Origin of the sequence: Sphingomonas sp. CFBP 13733, from assembly GCF_014841795.1 — a bacterium.
GTDB classification, from domain to species: Bacteria; Pseudomonadota; Alphaproteobacteria; order Sphingomonadales; family Sphingomonadaceae; genus Sphingomonas; species Sphingomonas aerolata.
On record NZ_JACYUP010000004.1, the window covers coordinates 495763 to 516245 of the forward strand.

Sequence of the window (20483 nt, forward strand, 5' to 3'; positions counted from 1 at the left end):
ATCAGCGCCCCGTCTCCATCCAGCGCAGCACGGGTTTCAGCGGCGCTATCCAGATCAACCCTGTGACGAGATAGAACGCCAGCTGGCCCAGCCAGTGCCAGCTGCCGACGATCGTCGACAGGCTGACGATCGCGACGCACCACAGGGTGATCAGCAACAGGATGCCGAGCATCCCGGCGGGTTTGCGCCAGCTAGGTGTCATGGGGTGATCCAATCCTTGTCTGTGGCGATGGCGTGAAGCGGCACGTCCCAGGCGTCGGGCGTCAGAGCGTCGACCTCCTGGATCGCCAGCGCGATGCCGATTCGCCATGCGTCGGGATGCGCGAGAAATGCGCGGTCGTAATAGCCTGCGCCTTGGCCGATGCGATTGCCGTGGCGATCGAACCCCACCAGCGGGGTCAGGATGATGTCGGGGGCGAGCGCGGCGGCATCGGCCGGGGGCTGGTGAAGCCCGAAGGGGCCGGCGATCAGCGCCGCCTCGGTCTCCCAGGCGAGAAACCGCATCGGTTGGTCGCGGCGCACGACGTGCGGCAGCGCGATGACGCACCCTGCTTCAATCGCGGCGCGTGCGAAGGGGGAGGGATCCGCCTCGCCAGCCATCGGAACATAGGAGGCGACAGTCAGGCCGGACGAAAGCCGGGCCCGGAACGCGTCCGGGACGCGGATCTCGACCGGCGCGGCGGCCGCACGGGCGGCCCGCAATGCGGTGCGGAGCGCGGCCTTGTCGCTCAAGGGTGCGGATCGATCATGCGGGTATCGTCCGATGACGGGATTGGTGATGTGGCGGGCCCACCATGGCCGTGTGCCGGGTTATCCACTGACGCACGGTACGTCAGGTGGGGACCATATGCTTCGGACCAGGGTCCTAACAGGGACAGCCCCCTATGGATGATGAATAGCCTCAGGGATAATAAAGGCTCGTACCGGGCAGAACCCGCCAAGGCCAATCTAGGCGCTCGGCGGGCTTTGCTCAAGGGCCTGCGCGAGTCCTTCGAGACGATCGGCGATGCGCGTCAGGGCGATCTCGCTGACCGCCGATCCTTCGGGCGGCCGATGCGCGGCTTCGTCGAGATCGTCGGCGAGCATGAGCGCTACGAACAGCATCGCGCGTTCGGCGCTCAGCCCCCCGGCGGCGCGGTCCGCGACCGGCCAGCGTTCGGCGAGCATCGCGCCGAGCAGGCGGACGCGCGATTCCTCACCGTCGCGACACGCGACCGCATGCGGGCGGCCACCGATATCGAGCATGACCTGTGCCATCAGTTGGGGCTCCCGCGGGTGATGACGTCGTCGAGCGCAGCCACCGCCTCCGCCATGCGCGCCTTGAGCGCGGCATGCCGCCTGGCGAGTGCGTCGCCGCTTTCGGCGCGTGCGTGGATCGCGGCTTCGATCCGGCCGATAGCGGCGTCGATCCTGTCGACCGCGGTTGGACCGTCGGGAGGCCTGTCGACGGCCGTCGGCGCGTCGGGAAGAGTATCTGGCATAGATTGCGAGATAGCATGGCCGGGGGGCGCGGCAAGCGGCTTTCGCCCGTGCCGTACACCGTCCATGGTGTTGACAGGGCGCCCCACCGCCCCGCAAAGGCAGCGCGCCCGGAACGGACTCACGGGCGTAGCGGAGATACAGCAATGACGGTCAAGGTTGCGATCAACGGTTTCGGGCGGATCGGCCGGCTCGTTGCCCGCGCGGTTCTCGAGCAGTCGAACGGCGCACTCGAACTCGTCGCGATCAACGATCTCGGCGACGCCAAGTCGAACGCCTGGCTGTTCAAGCGCGACAGCGTTCACGGCAAATATCCGGGCGACGTGTCGGCCGAGGGCAATGAACTCGTCGTCGACGGCAAGCGCATCCGCGTCACCGCCGAGCGCGACCCCGCGAACCTGCCGCACGCCGAACTGGGCGTCGACATCGTGCTCGAATGCACCGGCTTCTTCACCGACAAGGCAAGCTGCCAGAAGCATCTCGACGCCGGCGCCAAGAAGGTGCTGATCTCGGCACCGGGCAAGAATGTCGACCTGACGGTCGTCTATGGCGTCAACCACGACAAGCTGACGGCCGAGCACACGATCGTGTCGAACGCGTCGTGCACGACCAACTGCCTGGCTCCCGTCGCCAAGGTGCTGAACGACGCGATCGGAATCGAGCGCGGGCTGATGACGACGATCCATGCCTATACCAACGACCAGAAGATCCTGGACCAGATCCACCCGGACCTGCGTCGCGCACGCGCTGCGGCGATGTCGATGATCCCGACCACGACGGGCGCCGCGCGCGCCGTGTCCGAAGTGCTGCCCGAACTGAAGGGCAAGCTCGACGGGTCGGCAATCCGCGTGCCCGTGCCGGACGTCTCGCTGATCGACCTGACCTTCACCCCGTCGCGCGACACGACGCGCGAAGAAGTGAACGCGGTGCTGAAGGCGGCATCCGAGAGCGGCCCGCTGGTCGGCGTGCTCGACTGGTCGGACGAGCCGCTCGTCTCGATCGATCTCCAGCATACCCCGGCCTCGTCGACGATCGACAGCCTGGAGACCGCAGTGATCGACGGCAAGCTGGTCCGCGTCGTCAGCTGGTACGACAATGAATGGGGCTTCTCGAACCGCATGGTCGACACGGCCACGGCGATGGCGAAGTTCATCTGAACTTGCGATCCATGTACCCCCTCTTCCGTTCGCTTCGAGCGCAGTCGAGAAGCCGCTTCGCGTGACAGATGGTGTCTCGACTGCGCTCGACACGAACGGGCAGGGGGCGGTGGCCTCGACCTTGAATAGGGCAGGCACGATCGCCGGCATCGCGCGTCACGCCCGCGCGAAAGCCCCGATGGAGGTCATCGACCATGTCGAGATCACCATCGAGGCCGGGCTGCATGGTGACTTTCGCGGCTATGTGAAGCCCGGCGGCAGGGGGCGGCGTCAGGTCACGTTGCTCGAACGCGGCGACTGGGATGCCGCGATGGCCGAGGTCGGCTGTGATATTCCCTGGTACGAACGCCGCGCGAACCTTCTCGTCGACGGCTTCGACCTTCCCCAGATACCCGGCACGCGGCTTCGCATCGGCGCGGACGTCGTGCTGGAGGTGACGCGCCACACCGATCCGTGCGAACGCATGGAGGCCCTGGCGCCAGGATTGTTCGCCGCGCTCACGCCCGACTGGCGGGGCGGGGCGTGTACCCGCGTTTTGATGGGCGGCAGAATCGCCGTCGGTGACGAGATCAGGATCGAAGAATCATGAGCAAGCCATTCAAGACACTCGACGACATGGGCGATGTGCAGGGCAAGCGCGTGCTTGTCCGCGAAGACCTCAACGTGCCGATGGCCGAAGGGGCCGTCACCGACGACACGCGCTTGCGGGCGACCGTCGCGACGGTCGGCGAGCTGGCCGACAAGGGCGCGATCGTCCTGATCCTCGCCCATTTCGGCCGCCCCAAGGGCAATCCGAGCCCGGAATTCTCGCTCTCGCAGGTCGTCCGGCCGTATAGCGACGTGCTGGGCCGCGAGGTTCGCTATGTCGACTGGGAGGGCGCGGACGACGCGGTCGCGATGCTCGAACCCGGCAATATCGCGGTTCTCGAGAACACCCGCTTCTTCGGCGGCGAGGAGACGAACGATCCGGCGGTGGTCGCGCGTTTCGCGAGCCTGGGCGATCTCTACGTCAACGACGCCTTCTCCGCCGCGCACCGCGCGCACGCGTCGACCGAGGGGCTGGCGCATGTCCTGCCCGCCTTTGCCGGCCGCGCGATGGAGGCCGAACTCGACGCGCTCCAGAAGGCGCTGGGTGCGCCGGAGCATCCCGTGGCAGCAGTCGTTGGCGGCGCGAAGGTATCGTCGAAGCTCGACGTGCTGCGGCACCTGGTCACGCGCGTCGATCACCTGATCATCGGCGGCGGTATGGCCAACACCTTCCTCGCGGCGCGCGGCGTCGATGTCGGCAAGAGCCTGTGCGAGCATGAACTCGCTGCGACCTGCGAACAGATCATGGAGGCTGCCGACAAGGCGAACTGCACCGTCCATCTGCCCTATGACGTCGTCGTTGCGAAGGAGTTCAAGCCGAACCCCGCCACGCGCACGATCAACGTGCACGAGGTCGCAGCGGACGAGATGATCCTCGACGTCGGCCCGGCTGCGGTCGAATCGCTTGGCGACGTCCTGAAGAATTGCCGGACCCTGGTCTGGAACGGTCCGCTCGGCGCGTTCGAGACGCCGCCGTTCGACACCGCCACGGTCGCGCTCGCCAGGACCGCGGCGGCACTCACCGAGGGTGGTTCGTTGGTCTCGGTCGCAGGCGGTGGCGATACGGTCGCGGCGCTCAACCATGCCGGGGTCGCGGATGCGTTCACCTTCGTATCGACCGCCGGCGGTGCGTTCCTGGAATGGATGGAGGGCAAGGACCTGCCCGGCGTCGCCGCGCTGACGCGTTAAGGCGTCGGCGCCGGCTCGTTGAGCAGGGGCACGAGCAGCGTGTTCAGGTCGGCCAGGTCGAACGCGCCGGGTTTCGCATAGCGGACGACCCCGGCGCGATCGATGATGTAGTTGGTCGGCAGCGCGCCCATGACGCCGAACGCGCCCTTGATCCGCCGGGCCGATGGTATCGCCAGCGCCGCGAAGACCGGTTTCAGTTTGTATGCCGGGAGCGAATCTTCGGTTGCGACCGCGAAGACGCGCAGGCCATTGTCCTTGCGCAGCCGGTAATAGGTATCGAGCAGCGGCAATTCTGCCTTGCACGGCCCGCACCATGTCGCCCAGAAATTGAGGATGACGACCTGTCCATGCAGGTCGGTGCTGCTGATCCTGCTGCCGTCGATCAGCGTCATCTCGAATTTCGGCGTCCGGTCGCCGATCTTGATCGTCGCCGTGGCGTGAGACGGCGTCATCGCGATCGCCAGCGCCATTGCGCTCGCGACTACTCCCTTTGCCGAAACCGTCATCGCCCGCTCTCCCCCCGGAGGTTTTCCCCTCGTCATCCTCAGTGTCCGGGGATGGTGCGTCAATCCGTCCCGCGCGCGCGTTCGAGTGCGGTCGGGCAGGGGTTGATCCGGCGCTGTCCCCTGTCTATGTTTAACATGTTAAACGGAGACTCGGATGCTCGGCGTCAGACTCGATAGCGACCTCGAAGAACGACTCGCGGCGGTTGCCCGCACGCAAGGACGCAGCAAGAGCGATATCGCACGCGAAGCCGTGCGCCGCTACGTCGAACGCCACGATGAAGCGTTCCTTGCGGAGGCAAAGCGGCAATCGCTCCTCGCTGCCGCACATGATCGACACGCGACGGACGAAGACTGGGGTGCCATGTTCGCGGAGTCCCTGACGTGAAAATTACACGGGGCATGGTCGTGATCGGGGCTGGCAAAGGGGAGTCTTCCCGGAAGCCACGACCGTTCCTCGTCGTTCAGTCAGACCTGTTCGCTGATCATGGCACGGTCTCGCTGTGCCCACTCACCAGCGTCATCACCGGCACCAGCCTCTTTCGCGTGTCGCTCGAGGCGTCGCCCGAGACGGGTCTTCTCTGCGACAGCGAGATTCAGGTCGACAGGCTCGACACGCTCGACCGCAACGCCATCGTCAAGATTATCGGTACGATACCCATCACCACCATGACCCGGGTCGACGACGCGCTGCGCCGCTGGCTCGAACTCTAAGATAGGAATGACCATGACCTCGACCATCACACCGCACGTCAAATCCATCCTCGACAAGTATGAGGCCACGAGTTCGGCCGTGAAGGCGAACCTTGCGCGCATCCTGATGCAGGGCAAGCTCGGCGGTACCGGCAAGCTGGTGATCCTGCCCGTCGACCAGGGTTTCGAGCACGGCCCGGCGCGCAGCTTCTCGGTCAATCCGGCGGCCTATGACCCACACTATCATTATCAGCTCGCGATCGACGCCGGGCTCAGCGCCTATGCAGCGCCGCTCGGCATGCTCGAGGCCGGCGCGGACACGTTCGCCGGGCAGATCCCGACGATCCTGAAGTGCAACAGCTCGAACAGCTGGGCGACGTCGATCGACCAGGCGGTGACCGCGACCGTGGCGGACGCCGTGCGGCTCGGCTCGGCGGCAATCGGCTTTACCATCTATCCGGGCGCGGACCAGTTCTTCGACCTGGTCGAGGAAATTCGCGAGCTGAGCGAAGAGGCCAAGTCGGTCGGCATCGCAACCGTGATCTGGTCCTATCCGCGCGGCGGCGAGCTGACCAAGGACGGCGAGCTCGCACTCGACGTCGGCGCCTATGCCGCGCACATGGCCGCGTTGCTCGGCGCGCACATCATCAAGACCAAGTTGCCGACCGATCATATCGAGCAGAAGGAAGCCAAGCCGCTCTATGCCGGCACCGACTGGTCCAAGCAGGCCGATCGCGTCCGCCACGTCGTCCAGTCGAGCTTTGCCGGGCGTCGCATCAACGTGTTCTCGGGCGGCGCGTCCAAGGGTGCCGATGCGGTCTTCCAGGATGCACGCGATATTCGTGACGGCGGTGGCAACGGCTCGATCATCGGCCGCAACACCTTCCAGCGTCCGCGCGACGAGGCACTGGCGATGCTCGACCGGATCATCCGGATCTACAAGAACGAGGAATAAGCGCGGCTTCGCCCGTCCGTCATCCCGGCTCTGCGCCGGGGTGACGGGCGCGGCGCGACCCGCTAGGGGCGGGGAATGACCGAAGAAGATCCGCTGGGCCCGCTCGACCCGACATTCGCCGAGAATTTCCGTCGCGACATGCGGCGGCCGCCATGTCAGCTCTATCTCGTCTCGCCGCTCGACGTCGGCGGCGACTTTCCCGAACGACTGGCACGCGCGCTCGACGCCGGGCCGGTGGCGGCGTTCCAGTTTCGCGTGAAGGACATCGACCAGCACGCCGCTGCGGCGCTCGGCGCCCCGCTGCGCGCGATCTGCGCCGAGCGCGACGTCGCGTTCATCGTCAACGACGATATCGGGCTGGCAAAGCGGCTCGATGCGGACGGCGTGCATCTCGGGCAGAGCGATGGCGATCCGCGCGAGGCGCGCGCGCAGCTCGGCCCCAATGCGCAGATCGGCGTGACCTGTCACGGCAGCCGGCATCTGGCGATGGAAGCGGGCGAGGCCGGCGCGGACTACGTCGCGTTCGGGGCCTTTCATCCGACCACGACCAAGACCGTCGAGCATCTGGCCGAGCCCGTGCTTCTGTCCTGGTGGTCGACGCTGTTCGAAATGCCGTGTGTCGCGATCGGCGGGATCACGCCGGACAATGCCGCGGCGCTGGCGGCGGCGGGGGCCGATTTCATCGCGGTGTCGGGCGCCGTCTGGAATGGCGACGAGGTCGCTGCGGTCAAGGCATTCGGCGAGGTGCTCGCCAAGCGCTGAGCCGGATGCGGGACTGGTGTTACACGGACTGCACTTCCAGCCTGTGACGGTGCTTGCGCCAAGCCGTTGGAAACAACAGACGTCCCGACCGTTTGATCCACAGGCGTAACGGTTTGGGATCACGGCATGACGACAGCATTTCTGACGAAGACCTCGGTTCTGGCCGCCGTTCTGCTCGGTGCGACCACGTCTGCATCCGCACAGTCGACCTCCGTTACCCCCGTGCCGATCGATCGCAACGTCTTGCATGTACAGGTCATTCTCGACCATCTGGGCTTTGGGCCCGGGGTGCTTGACGGTCGCGGCGGGCAATCGCTCGTGGCCGCGCTCAAGGGGTTCCAGGAGGCGAAGGGACTGCCGATCACGGGCAAGCCCGACACGCAGACGATGCGCGCGCTGTATCCCTATCGTGCGGCACGGCCGACCGTCACGGTCGCGCTGACGCCCGAGATGCTCGCGGGGCCGTTCGTCAACCCGCTACCCAAGGACCCGGCGAAGCAGGCCGAGCTTCAGACGATCGGCTACCGGACGGTCATGGAGAAGCTGGGTGAGATGTTCCACACCACGCCGGCGGTGATCATGGCCCTCAACTCGCCGTCGACCAAATTGTCGGCGGGGACAAAGGTGGTGTTCCCCAACGCTCTGCCGACGTCGCGCGACTATGATCCCAAGTTCCGTCCCGACTGGCGCGCGACGCTCAACATGCTGAACGTCGATGCGAAGCAGCCTCAGGCGGATCACGTCGTCGTCGACAAGTCCGATGGCGTGCTACGGGTGCTCGACGCGAACGACAAGCTGATCGCGCAGTTCTCCGCGACGATGGGGTCGAGCCACGACCCGCTGCCGCTGGGGACGTGGACGATCAAGGGCTCCGACTATAACCCCAAATTCCACTTCAACCCGGCGCTGTTCTGGGATGCTAAGAAGGGACAGAAGAAGGAGATGCTGCCGCCGGGGCCGAACGGTCCGGTCGGCGTTGTCTGGATGGACCTGTCGAAGGACCATTACGGCATTCACGGCACCCCCAACCCCGAGACGATCGGGCGCGCCGAAAGCCATGGCTGTATCCGCCTGACGAACTGGGATGCGGCGCGACTGTCGATGATGATCAAGCCGGGGACCAAGGCGGTCTTCCAGGCCTGATCTCATGACGCGGACGTTCTGGGTTATTCTCGCGCTGATCGTCCTGGTGGTCGGCGCGTTCGCTTCGATGCTGTCGTTCGGCGACGGTGGGCGGCAGGCGGTGGCGTGGCGCACACCGTCGCCAGCCTCTCCGAAGGCTGAGGCAGAGGTCCAGAATGCTGGTGCGCCGCGAGCATTGACGATGCCGGTGCTCGGCGTGAAGCGCACCGCGGTCGGCAACAGCTGGAACGATCCGCGCGGCGGCGGGCTGCGCGGGCATCATGGCACCGACATCATGGCGGCGGGCGGCACGCCGGTCGTCGCGGCGGCGCCAGGACGAATCGAGAAGCTGTTCCAGAGCGCGCTTGGCGGGATCACCGTCTATGTCCGGTCACCCGACCGGCGCTGGACCTATTATTATGCGCACCTCGCGGGCTATGCGCCGGGCGTGCGCGAAGGGATGGCGGTCGCGGCGGGGGACCGCCTTGGCTATGTCGGCGATACCGGTGACGCGGGCGCGGGCAATTATCACCTGCATTTCGGGGTGAGCCGGATGCAGCCGGGCCAGCGCTGGTGGCAGGGCGAGGAGGTCAATCCCTACCCGCTGCTTGCCCGCGCGCGGCCATCCCGCTAAAGCGCGCGGCTTCGGGTTTCCGCACGGCCTTGCCTGGCGGACGGCCCCTAGCTCTTTCCAGCAGGAATCGGTCATGAAGATCAACGCGGTCGAGATTCGTCCCGGCAACATCCTTGAATATGAAGGCGGCATCTGGCGCGCCGTGAAGATTCAGCACACCCAGCCCGGCAAGGGCGGCGCCTATATGCAGGTCGAGATGAAGAACCTCATCGACGGCCGCAAGAGCAACACGCGCTTCCGCTCCGCCGAGAGCGTCGAGAAGGTGCGGCTCGACACCGTCGACTTCCAGTATCTGTTCCGCGACGGCGACGCGCTGACCTTCATGGACAAGATCAATTACGAGCAGATCACGCTCGATGCCGACATCCTGGGCGACGCCGCGGCGTTCCTGCAGGACGGCATGGATGTCGTGATGGAGCTCTGGGAAGAGCGGCCAATCTCGGTCCAGCTGCCCGACACGATCGAGGCGCTGATCGTCGAGGCGGATGCGGTTGTGAAGGGGCAGACCGCCTCGTCGTCGTACAAGCCCGCGGTGCTCGAGAACGGCGTGCGCGTGATGGTGCCGCCGCACATCGGTGCCGGCACGCGGATCGTGGTCGATGTCTATGAGCAGACCTATGTAAGGCGTGCTGATTGAACGACTCCCCCTCCCGCAAGCGGGAGGGGGCTGGGGGGTGGGCGCCCGCCCTCCACGGCACGCACCGATAGTGGCGTGATCGACTGACGTTGCGCGACGACGATAGCGCGCGCCCACCCCCGGCCCCTCCCGCATGCGGGAGGGGGGAGATAGAAGACAATGCCCAGCCATTCCGGCATCATGACCGTCATCGAGCGCGCCGCCCGCAAAGCCGCGCCGCGCCTGCGCCGCGATTTCAACGAGGTCCAGCAGCTGCAGGTCAGCCGCAAGGGTCCCGCCGACTTCGTCAGCCAGGCCGACCAGCGCGCCGAGCAGACGATCTTCGAAGAGCTGAGCCACGCACGCCCCGACTGGGGCATGTTGATGGAGGAGCGCGGCGAGGTCGCGGGCGATCCCAACAAGCCGCGCTTCATCGTCGACCCGCTCGATGGCACGTCGAACTTCCTCCACGGCATCCCGCATTTCTGCATCTCGATCGCGGTCGAGGAGCCGATGCCGAACGGCAAGCGCGAGGTCACGACTGCGCTCGTGTATCAGCCGCTCACCGACGAGAGCTTCTGGGCCGAGCGAGGCCGCGGCGCGTGGCTGACCGACCAGCGCCTGCGCGTGTCGTCGCGGCGCGATCTAGCCGATTCGCTGATCGCGACGGGTATTCCGTTCCTCGGTCATGGCGATTTCGCGCAGTGGAGCCGCATCTTCGGTGCGGTCGCACCCGAGGTGGCGGGGATCCGCCGTCTCGGCGCGGCGGCGCTCGATCTCGCCTGGCTGGCAGCGGGGCGGTTCGACGGCTTCTGGGAATCGAACCTGAAGCCATGGGACGTCGCGGCCGGGATGCTGCTGGTCAAGGAAGCGGGCGGCTACGTGACCGACTTCCGCGGTGGCGACCGCGCGATGGAGCGCAACGAGTTCCTCGCGGCGAATGATGCGCTGCATTCGCGGCTGCATAAGCTGGTGGCCGGCGCGCTGCGCTAATGCATCTTGGTCGGTAGACCGGGCCGGCCTGCCAAATGTCCGTCACCCCAGTATTTGCTGGGGTGACGGTATTGCTGGGGGCTACGACCGGCGCCCGGCGGTTGCCGCTGCTTGCACAACCATGCAGGTAACGCAGGTTTCCCACGGGGCTCATACAGCTCTTGCGAGTGATTCTCACGGGCCGCCAGCCTTGCCCCACGGGGCCCATCGGCCTAAAGGCTCCCCATCTGTTCGCATCTGCGAGAAGCCATTTGGTCGACCTGTCGCACTATCTTCCGATCCTCCTGTTCCTCGGGGTCGCCATCGCATTGTCGAGCACGTTCGTGTTCCTGCCGATGGCTGTCTCCAGGCTCACCGGGTCGCACAAGCCTACGCCCGAGAAGCTGAGCGAATATGAGTGCGGCTTCCCCGCATTCGAGGATCCGCGCAGCCAGTTCGACGTGCGCTTCTACCTGATCGCCATCCTCTTCATCATCTTCGATCTCGAGGCGGCGTTTCTGTTTCCCTGGGCCGTCTCGGTCTTCACGCTTGGCTGGACCGCGTGGATCTCGATGATGATCTTTATCGGCGAACTGGCCCTCGGCCTCGCCTATGCATGGAAGAAGGGAGCACTCGATTGGGAGTAGAGCTCACATCGCAGCCCGGTTCCGGTCTGCTGGCACCCGCCGGCGGTGGCGCGATCGTGCCGCCCGACCAGGGCTTTTTCGACGGCCTGAACGGTGAACTGACCGACAAGGGTTTCCTGGTCACCTCGACCGAGGAGCTGTTCCAGTGGGCCCGTACCGGCTCGCTGTGGTGGATGACGTTCGGGCTCGCCTGCTGCGCGGTCGAGATGATCCACGTCAACATGCCGCGCTACGATCTGGAGCGCTTCGGTGCCGCACCGCGCGCGTCGCCGCGTCAGTCGGACGTGATGATCGTTGCCGGCACGCTGTGCAACAAGATGGCGCCCGCACTTCGCAAGGTCTACGACCAGATGTCGGAGCCGAAATACGTGATCTCGATGGGATCGTGCGCGAACGGCGGCGGCTATTATCATTATAGCTACAGCGTCGTGCGCGGTTGCGACCGGATTGTCCCCGTCGACATCTATGTCCCCGGGTGCCCGCCGACTGCGGAAGCGCTGTTGTACGGTATCATGCAGTTGCAGCGGAAGATCCGGCGGTCCGGGAGCATCGAACGGTGAGGGCGCCCGCACCAGCCTATGCCGCCAATGACGGCACGATCGACGCGGCCCGCGCCGCACTCGGCGGCATGCTGCTCGACGCGGTCGACAAGGTCGGCGAGGTCGCTCTGCACGTCCGTCGTGAAGATCTGTACGACGCGATGATCGCGCTACGTGATACGCCGGGGCTTGCCTATCAGCAGCTCATGGAGATCGCCGGCGTCGACTATCCCGATCGTGCCGAGCGGTTCGAGGTCGTCTATTGCATGCTGTCGCTGACGCGGAACCACCGCCTGCGCGTCCATGTCGCGACCGACGAAGACAAGCCGGTGCCGTCGGTGACCGACATCTGGCCGGTCGCCGGCTGGCTCGAGCGCGAAGTGTACGACATGTACGGCGTGCTGTTCAGCGGCAACCCGGACCTGCGGCGCATCCTGACCGATTACGGCTTTCGCGGCCATCCGCAGCGCAAGGACTTTCCGCTGACGGGGTATGTCGAGCTGCGCTATTCGGAAGAGGCGAAGCGCGTCGTGTACGAACCGGTGCAGCTCGCGCAGGATTTCCGCACGTTTGACTTCATGAGCCCGTGGGAGGGCGCCGAATACGTCCTTCCAGGTGACGAAAAGGGCGCACTGCCGCAGGCCAAGGGGGCGCAGACCCCGCTGTCGGCCGATACGATCGTCAAGGCGGATGCGGCACAGAGCGCGACCAAGGCGCCCGACGCGCCGAGCGAGCCCTATGCGAAGAAGGATGTCCAGAACACCACGCAGAGCGGTGCGGGCGAGCCCGATCCGGGCAACCAGAAGCAGGACAAGCCCGTGGAGTCGGACGTGATCCCGACCAAGGGCGGAGGACAGAACCAGTGAGTCTCTATGTAGAGGAGCTTCTGGGCGAGGGCGATGCGGCCGATCCCACGACCGGCGACGTCACGATCCAGAACTACACGATCAACTTCGGTCCGCAGCATCCGGCGGCGCACGGCGTGCTCCGTCTGGTCATGGAACTCGACGGCGAGATCGTCGAGCGCGTCGATCCGCATGTCGGGCTGCTTCACCGCGGCACCGAGAAGCTGATCGAGTACAAGACCTACACGCAGGCGCTCCCGTATTTCGATCGTCTCGATTACTGTTCGCCGCTGTGCATGGAGCATAGCTGGGTGCTCGCGGTCGAGAAGCTGCTCGACCTCGAAGTCCCTGAGCGGGCGCAGTATCTGCGCGTGTTCTTCGCCGAGCTGACGCGCATCTCGAACCACATGCTCAACCTCGGCAGCCACGTCATGGACGTCGGCGCGATGACGCCGAACCTGTGGCTGTTCGAGATCCGCGAAGACTGCATGAACTTCTTTGAGCGCGTCAGCGGCGCGCGCATGCATTCCAACTATTTCCGTCCGGGTGGCGTGCATCAGGATGCACCGCTCAAGCTGCTCGCCGATATCGGCGACTGGCTCGACACGCGCCTGCCGCGGCTGTTCGAGGATGCGATCTCGCTCGTCGCGGACAACCGCATCTTCAAGCAGCGCAATGTCGACATTGCGATCGTCAGCCGTGACGATGCGATCAAATGGGGCTTTTCGGGCCCGATGATCCGCGGCTCGGGCATTGCCTGGGATCTGCGCAAGTCGCAGCCCTATGACGTCTATGCCAAGATGGACTTCGACGTGCCGGTCGGCACGCGTGGCGACTGCTATGACCGGTTCATGGTGCGCGTCGAGGAAGTGCGTCAGTCGGCACGGATCATGAAGCAGTGCCTGCGCGACATGCCCGAGGGTCCGATCGCGTCGCTCGACCGCAAGGTCGTGCCGCCCAAGCGCGCTGAGATGAAGCAGTCGATGGAAGCGCTGATCCATCACTTCAAGCTTTATACCGAGGGCTTCCATGTGCCCGCCGGCGACGTCTATGTCGCGACCGAAAGCCCCAAGGGCGAATTCGGCGTGTATCTGGTCGCCGACGGCAGCAACAAGCCGTACCGCTGCAAGATCCGCCCGACCGCGTTTTCGCATCTCCAGGCCTTCGACTTCATGGCGAAGGGTCACATGCTGGCGGATACGACCGCGATCCTCGGCGCGATGGATATCGTTTTTGGTGAATGTGACCGCTGATGGCTGAAGCTCCGAAAATTCCCGACGAGGCAGAGACCCGCGCACGCTGGGGCTCGTTCGCCTGGACGGACGAGAACCAGGTGAAGGCGAACGAGATCCTCGGGCGCTACCCGAAGGGCCGCGAGCAGTCGGCGTCGATCCCGTTCCTCGATCTTGCCCAGCGCCAGGTTGGTGCGGAAACGCAGACCCAGGGCTGGTTGCCGGTTCCGGTGATCGAGTTCGTCGCGCGCCAGATCGGCGTGCCGTACATGCGTGTCTATGAGGTCGTGACCTTCTACACGATGTTCAACCTCGCGCCGGTCGGCCGCTATCACGTGCAGGTGTGCGGCACGACGCCGTGCATGCTGCGCGGGTCGGACGACGTGCTGGCTGCGTGCAAGAACCGTGGCCTCGTCAAGGGCGGCACGACGCCGGACGGCATGTTCACGCTGACCGAGGTCGAGTGCCTGGGCACCTGCGCGAACGCACCGATGGTCCAGATCAACGACGATAACTTCGAAGATCTCGACTACGACAAGACGACCGAGATCCTCGAGGCGCTTGCTAGTGGCGGCACGCCGACGCCGGGGCCGCAATTCGGTCGCCGCGCGAGCTGCCCCGAAGGCGGCCCGACCTCGCTCAAGGCGATGGTCGACGCGAACCACGATTACCGGGGGGAGTGGGCCTGATGCTCGCCGACAAGGATCGCATCTTCACCAACGTCTACGGTTTTCAGCCGTGGAATATCGACGCGGCGATCATGCGCGGCGATTGGGACAATACCAAGGACCTGATGGCGCTCGGCCAGGACGCGATCATCGACGTGATGAAGGCGAGCGGGTTGCGTGGCCGCGGCGGGGCAGGGTTCCCGACCGGCACCAAATGGTCGTTCATGCCCAAGGAGCCGAAGCCCGACCGGCCGAACTTCCTCGTCATCAACGCCGATGAATCCGAGCCGGGCAGCTGCAAGGATCGCGAGATCATCCGCCACGATCCGCACAAGCTGATCGAGGGCGCGCTGATCGCCGGCTTCGCGATGCGTGCGCGTGCCGCGTACATCTACATCCGCGGCGAATATATCCGCGAGGCGGAGACGCTGTTCGCGGCCGTTGCCGAGGCCTATGATCGCGGTTTCATCGGCAAGAATGCGTGCGGGTCGGGCTACGACTTCGACGTGTTCGTCCATCGCGGCGCCGGCGCCTACATCTGCGGCGAAGAGACCGCGATGCTCGAGAGCCTCGAGGGCAAGAAGGGCCAGCCGCGCCTCAAGCCGCCATTCCCGGCAGGCGCAGGCCTCTATGGCTGCCCGACGACCGTCAACAACGTCGAATCGATCGCGGTTGCACCGACGATCCTTCGGCGCGGTGCGGCCTGGTTCTCGAGCTTCGGCGCAGAGAACAACCGCGGTACCAAGCTGTTCCAGATCAGCGGCCATGTGAACAAGCCCTGCGTCGTCGAGGAAGAGATGAGCATCTCGTTCCGCGACCTGATCGAGACGCATTGCGGCGGTATTCGTGGCGGCTGGGACAATCTGCTCGCGGTGATCCCGGGCGGCTCCTCTGTGCCGCTGGTGCCCGCCGCGCAGATCATGGACTGCGCGATGGACTTCGATGGCCTGAAGGCAGTCGGTTCGGGCCTCGGCACCGCGGCGATCATCGTCATGGACAAGTCGACCGACATCGTCCGCGCGATCAGCCGCATCTCCTACTTCTACAAGCATGAGAGCTGCGGCCAGTGCACGCCGTGCCGCGAAGGCACCGGCTGGATGTGGCGTGTGATGGAGCGGATGCGCACCGGCGACGCCGAGCTGTCCGAGATCGACATGTTGCAGCAGGTCACCAAGCAGGTCGAGGGTCACTCGATCTGTGCGCTCGGCGACGCCGCAGCCTGGCCGATCCAGGGCCTGATCAAGCATTTCCGCCCAGAGATGGAACGCCGTATCCGCGAACGTGGTGGTGACACCGCGCCGATGATGGAAGCCGCAGAGTAATGCCCTTAGTCAAAGTCGATGGCGTAGAGATTGAGGTGCCGCAGGGCGCCACCGTGCTGCAGGCGTGCGAGCTTGCCGGCAAGGAGATCCCGCGTTTCTGTTACCACGAGCGCCTGAGCATCGCCGGCAATTGCCGGATGTGCCTGGTCGAGGTGAAGCCGGGTCCGCCCAAGCCACAGGCGTCGTGCGCGCTGCCGGCGGCGGACAAGCAGGAGATCTTCACCAACTCGCCGATGGTCAAGAATGCCCGCGAGGGCATCATGGAATTCCTGCTGATCAACCATCCGCTCGATTGCCCGATCTGCGATCAGGGTGGCGAGTGCGATCTGCAGGACCAGTCGGTCGCCTATGGCCGCGGCCATTCGCGCTATGACGAGAACAAGCGCGCGGTCACCGAGAAGTATATGGGGCCGATCGTGAAGACGGTCATGACCCGCTGCATCCAGTGCACGCGCTGCATCCGCTTTGCCGAGGAAGTGTCCGGAGTTGAGGAGATCGGTGCGATCTTCCGCGGCGAGGACATGCAGATCACCTCGTATCTTGAGAATGCGGTCAAGAGCGAGCTGTCGGGCAACGTCGTCGATCTGTGCCCGGTGGGCGCGCTGACGTCGAAGCCCTACGCGTTCGAGGCGCGTCCGTGGGAACTCCGCAAGACGCTGACGATCGACGTTATGGACGCGGTCGGCACCAACATCCGGCTCGACAGCCGCGGTCGCCAGGTGTTGCGCTGCGTGCCGCGGATCAACGAGGACGTGAACGAGGAGTGGGCGACCGACAAGACGCGCCACGCGATCGACGGTCTCGTGCGTCGTCGTCTCGACAAGCCCTATGTCCGCGTGAACGGCAAGCTGGTTCCTGCGACATGGGACGAGGCCTTTGCAGCGATCAAGGCGGTTGATGCCGGGTCGAGCGTGGCCGCGGTCGCAGGTGACCTGGTCGACTGCGAGACGATGTACGCCGCCAAGGCGCTGCTCGCGAAGATGGGCTCGACGATGCTCGAGGGCCGTCAGACCGGCATGGCCTATGACGCGTCGAACATCGCCGCGGTCAATTTCAACACGACGATCGCCGGTACCGAGCGTGCTGACGCGATCCTGCTGGTTGGCACCAACCTGCGCTGGGAAGCGCCGCTGGTGAACACGCGGGTTCGCAAGGCGATCAAGAAGGGCGCGAAGGTCTTCGCGATCGGGCCCGAGACCGAGCTGACCTACAAGGTCGAGTGGCTCGGCGACGATCTGGCGCTGCTCGGCAATCTGCCCGACGCGGTGACCGAGGCGTTCGGCAAGGCCGAGCGCCCGATGGTGATCGTCGGTGGCGCGGCGCTGAAGGGTGGCCATGGCGCCGCACTGAAGCTCGTCGACACGCTGGGCCTCGTCAAGGACGGCTGGAACGGCTTCAACGTGGTCCATATGGCGGCGTCGCGGATGGGCGGGCTGATGCTCGGCTATGCGCAGACGGGCGGCATCGCCGACGTGATGGGGGCGAAGCTCGGCTTCTTCCTCGGCGCGGACGAGGTCGATTTCGGCCAGTTCGCGGGTTTCAAGGTGTTCGTTGGTCATCACGGCGACAAGGGTGCGGCGGCTGCCGACGTCATCCTGCCGGGCGTGACCTATGCCGAGAAGTCGGGAACCTGGGTCAACCTCGAGGGTCGCGTCCAGCGCGGCGAGCGTGCGGTGTTCGCCCCCGGCGATGCGCGCGACGACTGGTCGATCTTCCGCGCGCTGTCCGACACGCTTGGCCACACGCTGCCGTTCGACAGCTTCGAGGGGCTGCGCGAAGAGATGTTCGCTGCCGTTCCCGCGCTGCGTCACCAGGCGCTCGCGACGTTCGAGTGGAGCCCGCCGTCGCTCGACGGTGCAGGCGAGGGGGTTCTGGCCGGCTATCCGATCAAGGACTTCTACCTGACCAATGCGATCTGCCGCGCATCGCCGACGATGCAGCGCTGCTCGGCTGAACTTCTCCACGGGGAAGACTTTGCGGAGGCAGCCGAATGATCTCCTGGTTCGAATCCTCGCTCGGTTACGACTGGGCGTTCTTCCTCGCGACGATCATCGACATTCTCGCGATCGCGCTGCCGGTGATGCTGGCGGTTGCGATGATCATCTATGCCGATCGCAAGATCTGGGCGGCGATGGCGCTTCGGCGTGGTCCGAACGTGGTGGGTCCGTTCGGCCTGCTGCAGAGCTTCGCCGACGGTCTGAAGGTGTTCCTGCAGGAGACGATCGTCCCCGCAGCCGCCAATCGCGCGCTGTTCCTGCTGGCGCCGATCATCACCTTCACAGTCGCGCTGATCGTCTGGGCGGTGATCCCGTTCCAGCCGGGCGTCGTGCTCGCGGACATCAATGTCGGCTTGCTCTACGTGCTCGCGGCGTCGTCGCTCGGCGTGTACGGGATCATCCTCGCGGGCTGGGCGTCGAATTCAAAATATCCGTTCTACTCGGCGCTGCGTGCGGCCGCGCAGATGGTCAGCTACGAAGTCGCGATCGGGTTCATCCTGATCTCGGTCGTGCTGTGGTCGGGCACGTTCAACCTGTCCGGCATCGTGACCGCGCAGCAGAACATGTTCGGGCTGCATATCAACGGCTATATCGTCAATCCGCTGCTGTTCCCGATGGCGGTGATGTTCTTCATCTCGAGCCTCGCGGAAACGCAGCGTGCACCGTTCGATCTGACCGAGGCGGAGAGCGAGCTCGTCGCCGGTTACCAGACCGAATATTCTTCGATGGCGTTCGCGCTGTTCTGGCTGGGTGAGTACGCCAACGTCATCCTGATGTGCGCGCTAAACGCGACGCTCTTCTGGGGTGGGTGGCTGCCGCCGGTCGACTGGGCGCCGCTCTATTACGTGCCGGGGATCATCTGGCTGTTCGCCAAGATCCTGTTCTTCTTCTTCCTGTTCAGCTGGGTGAAGGCGACCGTGCCGCGCTATCGCTATGATCAGCTGATGCGGCTCGGCTGGAAGATTTTCCTGCCCGTCTCGCTGTTCTGGGTTTTCCTCGTGTCGGGCGTGTTGATGCTGACGCGCGTTGGAGTGGGTTCATGAGCGTTGCTCAGATCATCAAGTCGTTCACCCTGTGGGAATTCGTGAAGGCGCACGCGTTGACGCTTCGCTATTTCTTCAAGGAAAAGGCGACGATCAACTATCCGTACGAGCGTAACCCGGTGTCCCCGCGGTTCCGCGGCGAGCATGCGCTGCGTCGCTATCCCAATGGCGAAGAGCGGTGCATCGCGTGCAAGCTGTGCGAGGCTGTGTGCCCCGCCCAGGCGATCACGATCGAGGCCGAGCCGCGTGACGACGGCTCGCGCCGCACGACGCGCTACGACATCGACATGACTAAGTGCATCTATTGCGGCCTGTGCGCCGAGGCGTGCCCGGTCGATGCGATCGTCGAGGGTCCGAACTACGAATTCTCGACCGAGACGCGCGAAGAGCTGATCTACGACAAGTCGAAGCTGCTCGATAACGGCGATCGCTGGGAAAGCGCGATCGCGGCGAACCTTGCCGCCGATGCGCCGTACCGTTAAGCGAGCGCCGCGATGACACAGATTAACTCCGTCATCCCAGCTCAGGCTGGGATCTCCCCGTTTCCGAGCGCGCCCGCGCGGCGTGAGACCCCGGCTTTCGCTGGGGTGACGAGGACCTCATGATCCAGGCCCTAGCCTTTTATCTCTTCGCCTTCGTCGTCGTCCTGTCGGGCGCCATGACGATCGCGTCGCGCAATCCGGTCCATTCGGTGATGTGGCTGATCCTCGCCTTCTTCAACGCGGCGGGTCTGATGATCCTCGTCGGGGCCGAGTTCATCGCGATGCTGCTCGTCATCGTCTATGTCGGTGCGGTCGCGGTGCTGTTCCTGTTCGTCGTCATGATGCTCGACATCGACTTTGCCGAGATGCGCGCCGGCGTGGCGCGGTACTTCGGTATCGGGCTGGCGCTCGCGGTTGCACTCGCCGCCGAGGTGATGATCGCGATCGGCGCGTGGAGCACGGGGCCGATCCAGCTCGCCCGGCGCGCGGCGCCGATCGATGCCCGCGTCCCCAACATCCAGGCGATCGGCAACCTGCTCTACACGCGCTATCTGTTCGTGTTCGAGGCGGCCGGGCTCGTCCTGCTCGTCGCGATGATCGGTGCGATCGTGCTGACGCATCGCCAGCGTGGCGGCGTAAAGGCGCAGAACATCAGCCGCCAGAACGCACGCCGTCCGCAGGACGCAACGCGCAACACGCGCCCGGTCGTCGGGCAGGGAGTCGAACTGTGACGATCGGTCTCGTCCACTACCTCGTCGTCGCGGCGATCCTGTTCACCATGGGGGTGCTCGGCATCTTCCTGAACCGCAAGAACCTCATCGTCATCCTGATGGCGATCGAGCTGATCCTGCTCGCGGTGAACATCAATCTCGTCGCCTTCTCGGCCTTCCTCAACGATCTCGTCGGACAGGTGTTCGCGATGTTCGTGCTGACGGTCGCGGCGGGTGAGGCCGCGATCGGCCTGGCCATTCTGGTCATCTATTTCCGCGGTCGCGGCACCATTGCGGTCGACGACGTCAACCGGATGAAGGGGTAATAC

The 20483-nt window shown here is 65.2% G+C and carries 27 protein-coding genes; 22 read left to right on the forward strand and 5 right to left on the reverse strand.

What is annotated here, in order from left to right; genetic code table 11:
• Position 1: 1 nt before the first annotated feature.
• The 4 genes from IFT71_RS14810 to IFT71_RS14825 form a co-directional block, all read right to left on the reverse strand.
• The gene (locus tag IFT71_RS14810) at positions 2-202 is read right to left on the reverse strand and encodes a DUF2842 domain-containing protein (RefSeq protein ID WP_031396564.1); all 201 of its coding nucleotides are present in this window, start codon (positions 200-202) and stop codon (positions 2-4) included.
• Positions 199-732, reverse strand: coding sequence for a 5-formyltetrahydrofolate cyclo-ligase (locus tag IFT71_RS14815; protein ID WP_107929745.1), 534 nt, complete (start codon positions 730-732; stop codon positions 199-201). The genes IFT71_RS14810 and IFT71_RS14815 overlap by 4 nt, the downstream gene beginning before the upstream one ends.
• A 216-nt stretch (positions 733-948) precedes the next feature.
• Positions 949-1257: a cell division protein ZapA gene (locus IFT71_RS14820; RefSeq protein ID WP_031440961.1), complete on the reverse strand. Its 309-nt coding sequence runs from the start codon at positions 1255-1257 to the stop codon at positions 949-951.
• A complete protein-coding gene (locus IFT71_RS14825) occupies positions 1257-1481 on the reverse strand; it encodes a hypothetical protein (protein WP_031396567.1) in 225 nt (74 codons plus the stop codon). The genes IFT71_RS14820 and IFT71_RS14825 overlap by 1 nt, the downstream gene beginning before the upstream one ends.
• A gap of 144 nt (positions 1482-1625) precedes the next feature.
• On the opposite strand from IFT71_RS14825, the gene gap reads away from it, so the two are divergent.
• From gap to IFT71_RS14840, 3 genes are all read left to right on the forward strand, one after another.
• Complete coding sequence (gap, locus tag IFT71_RS14830) at positions 1626-2636, forward strand: type I glyceraldehyde-3-phosphate dehydrogenase (RefSeq protein WP_031396568.1); 1011 nt, start codon at positions 1626-1628, stop codon at positions 2634-2636.
• Positions 2637-2814: 178 nt separating this feature from the next.
• On the forward strand, positions 2815-3225 hold the full coding sequence (locus IFT71_RS14835; protein ID WP_192071252.1) for an MOSC domain-containing protein: 411 nt from the start codon (positions 2815-2817) through the stop codon (positions 3223-3225).
• Positions 3222-4412 (forward strand): phosphoglycerate kinase, encoded by a 1191-nt coding sequence (locus IFT71_RS14840; protein WP_192141789.1) that lies wholly within the window; start codon positions 3222-3224, stop codon positions 4410-4412. The genes IFT71_RS14835 and IFT71_RS14840 overlap by 4 nt, the downstream gene beginning before the upstream one ends.
• Here the strand turns inward: IFT71_RS14840 and IFT71_RS14845 are convergent.
• The gene (locus tag IFT71_RS14845; RefSeq protein ID WP_446740766.1) at positions 4409-4918 is read right to left on the reverse strand and encodes a TlpA family protein disulfide reductase; all 510 of its coding nucleotides are present in this window, start codon (positions 4916-4918) and stop codon (positions 4409-4411) included. The genes IFT71_RS14840 and IFT71_RS14845 overlap by 4 nt on opposite strands.
• 154 nt (positions 4919-5072) lie before the next feature.
• Here IFT71_RS14845 and relB point away from each other — a divergent pair, with 154 nt between their 5' ends.
• From relB to nuoK, 19 genes are all read left to right on the forward strand, one after another.
• On the forward strand, positions 5073-5303 hold the full coding sequence (gene relB / locus IFT71_RS14850; RefSeq protein WP_192141791.1) for a type II toxin-antitoxin system RelB family antitoxin: 231 nt from the start codon (positions 5073-5075) through the stop codon (positions 5301-5303).
• Positions 5300-5629 (forward strand): type II toxin-antitoxin system PemK/MazF family toxin, encoded by a 330-nt coding sequence (locus IFT71_RS14855; RefSeq protein ID WP_081877811.1) that lies wholly within the window; start codon positions 5300-5302, stop codon positions 5627-5629. The genes relB and IFT71_RS14855 overlap by 4 nt, the downstream gene beginning before the upstream one ends.
• A 13-nt stretch (positions 5630-5642) precedes the next feature.
• On the forward strand, positions 5643-6563 hold the full coding sequence (locus IFT71_RS14860; protein WP_192071250.1) for a class I fructose-bisphosphate aldolase: 921 nt from the start codon (positions 5643-5645) through the stop codon (positions 6561-6563).
• Positions 6564-6638: 75 nt separating this feature from the next.
• Complete coding sequence (thiE, locus tag IFT71_RS14865) at positions 6639-7325, forward strand: thiamine phosphate synthase (RefSeq protein ID WP_031440955.1); 687 nt, start codon at positions 6639-6641, stop codon at positions 7323-7325.
• 126 nt (positions 7326-7451) lie between these two features.
• Positions 7452-8468, forward strand: coding sequence for a L,D-transpeptidase family protein (locus IFT71_RS14870; RefSeq protein ID WP_056674790.1), 1017 nt, complete (start codon positions 7452-7454; stop codon positions 8466-8468).
• 4 nt (positions 8469-8472) lie between these two features.
• Positions 8473-9081, forward strand: a complete 609-nt coding sequence (locus IFT71_RS14875) for a M23 family metallopeptidase (RefSeq protein ID WP_192141793.1) — start codon at positions 8473-8475, stop codon at positions 9079-9081.
• A gap of 73 nt (positions 9082-9154) precedes the next feature.
• Positions 9155-9718, forward strand: a complete 564-nt coding sequence (gene efp, locus IFT71_RS14880; protein ID WP_183936336.1) for an elongation factor P — start codon at positions 9155-9157, stop codon at positions 9716-9718.
• A 159-nt stretch (positions 9719-9877) separates the two neighbouring features.
• Positions 9878-10690, forward strand: coding sequence for an inositol monophosphatase family protein (locus IFT71_RS14885; protein ID WP_031393846.1), 813 nt, complete (start codon positions 9878-9880; stop codon positions 10688-10690).
• Between the two features lie 251 nt (positions 10691-10941).
• Positions 10942-11316 (forward strand): NADH-quinone oxidoreductase subunit A, encoded by a 375-nt coding sequence (locus IFT71_RS14890; RefSeq protein WP_031393845.1) that lies wholly within the window; start codon positions 10942-10944, stop codon positions 11314-11316.
• Entirely contained in the window at positions 11307-11876 is a 570-nt protein-coding gene (locus tag IFT71_RS14895; RefSeq protein WP_037527518.1) for a NuoB/complex I 20 kDa subunit family protein, read from the forward strand. Before IFT71_RS14890 ends, IFT71_RS14895 begins: the two co-directional genes overlap by 10 nt.
• Positions 11873-12721, forward strand: coding sequence for an NADH-quinone oxidoreductase subunit C (locus IFT71_RS14900; RefSeq protein ID WP_037527520.1), 849 nt, complete (start codon positions 11873-11875; stop codon positions 12719-12721). The genes IFT71_RS14895 and IFT71_RS14900 overlap by 4 nt, the downstream gene beginning before the upstream one ends.
• Before the next feature lie 20 nt (positions 12722-12741).
• Positions 12742-13953, forward strand: a complete 1212-nt coding sequence (locus tag IFT71_RS14905; protein ID WP_197975229.1) for an NADH-quinone oxidoreductase subunit D — start codon at positions 12742-12744, stop codon at positions 13951-13953.
• The gene (locus tag IFT71_RS14910) at positions 13953-14621 is read left to right on the forward strand and encodes a complex I 24 kDa subunit family protein (protein ID WP_031393841.1); all 669 of its coding nucleotides are present in this window, start codon (positions 13953-13955) and stop codon (positions 14619-14621) included. Before IFT71_RS14905 ends, IFT71_RS14910 begins: the two co-directional genes overlap by 1 nt.
• Positions 14621-15922, forward strand: a complete 1302-nt coding sequence (nuoF, locus tag IFT71_RS14915) for an NADH-quinone oxidoreductase subunit NuoF (RefSeq protein WP_056050371.1) — start codon at positions 14621-14623, stop codon at positions 15920-15922. Before IFT71_RS14910 ends, nuoF begins: the two co-directional genes overlap by 1 nt.
• Positions 15922-17916 (forward strand): NADH-quinone oxidoreductase subunit NuoG, encoded by a 1995-nt coding sequence (gene nuoG, locus IFT71_RS14920; protein ID WP_192141795.1) that lies wholly within the window; start codon positions 15922-15924, stop codon positions 17914-17916. The genes nuoF and nuoG overlap by 1 nt, the downstream gene beginning before the upstream one ends.
• Positions 17913-18962: an NADH-quinone oxidoreductase subunit NuoH gene (gene nuoH / locus IFT71_RS14925; protein WP_031393838.1), complete on the forward strand. Its 1050-nt coding sequence runs from the start codon at positions 17913-17915 to the stop codon at positions 18960-18962. Before nuoG ends, nuoH begins: the two co-directional genes overlap by 4 nt.
• Positions 18959-19444: an NADH-quinone oxidoreductase subunit NuoI gene (nuoI, locus tag IFT71_RS14930; RefSeq protein ID WP_031393837.1), complete on the forward strand. Its 486-nt coding sequence runs from the start codon at positions 18959-18961 to the stop codon at positions 19442-19444. The genes nuoH and nuoI overlap by 4 nt, the downstream gene beginning before the upstream one ends.
• 119 nt (positions 19445-19563) lie before the next feature.
• Positions 19564-20175, forward strand: coding sequence for an NADH-quinone oxidoreductase subunit J (locus tag IFT71_RS14935; RefSeq protein WP_031440949.1), 612 nt, complete (start codon positions 19564-19566; stop codon positions 20173-20175).
• The gene (gene nuoK, locus IFT71_RS14940) at positions 20172-20480 is read left to right on the forward strand and encodes an NADH-quinone oxidoreductase subunit NuoK (protein WP_031393835.1); all 309 of its coding nucleotides are present in this window, start codon (positions 20172-20174) and stop codon (positions 20478-20480) included. Before IFT71_RS14935 ends, nuoK begins: the two co-directional genes overlap by 4 nt.
• Positions 20481-20483 lie beyond the last annotated feature (3 nt).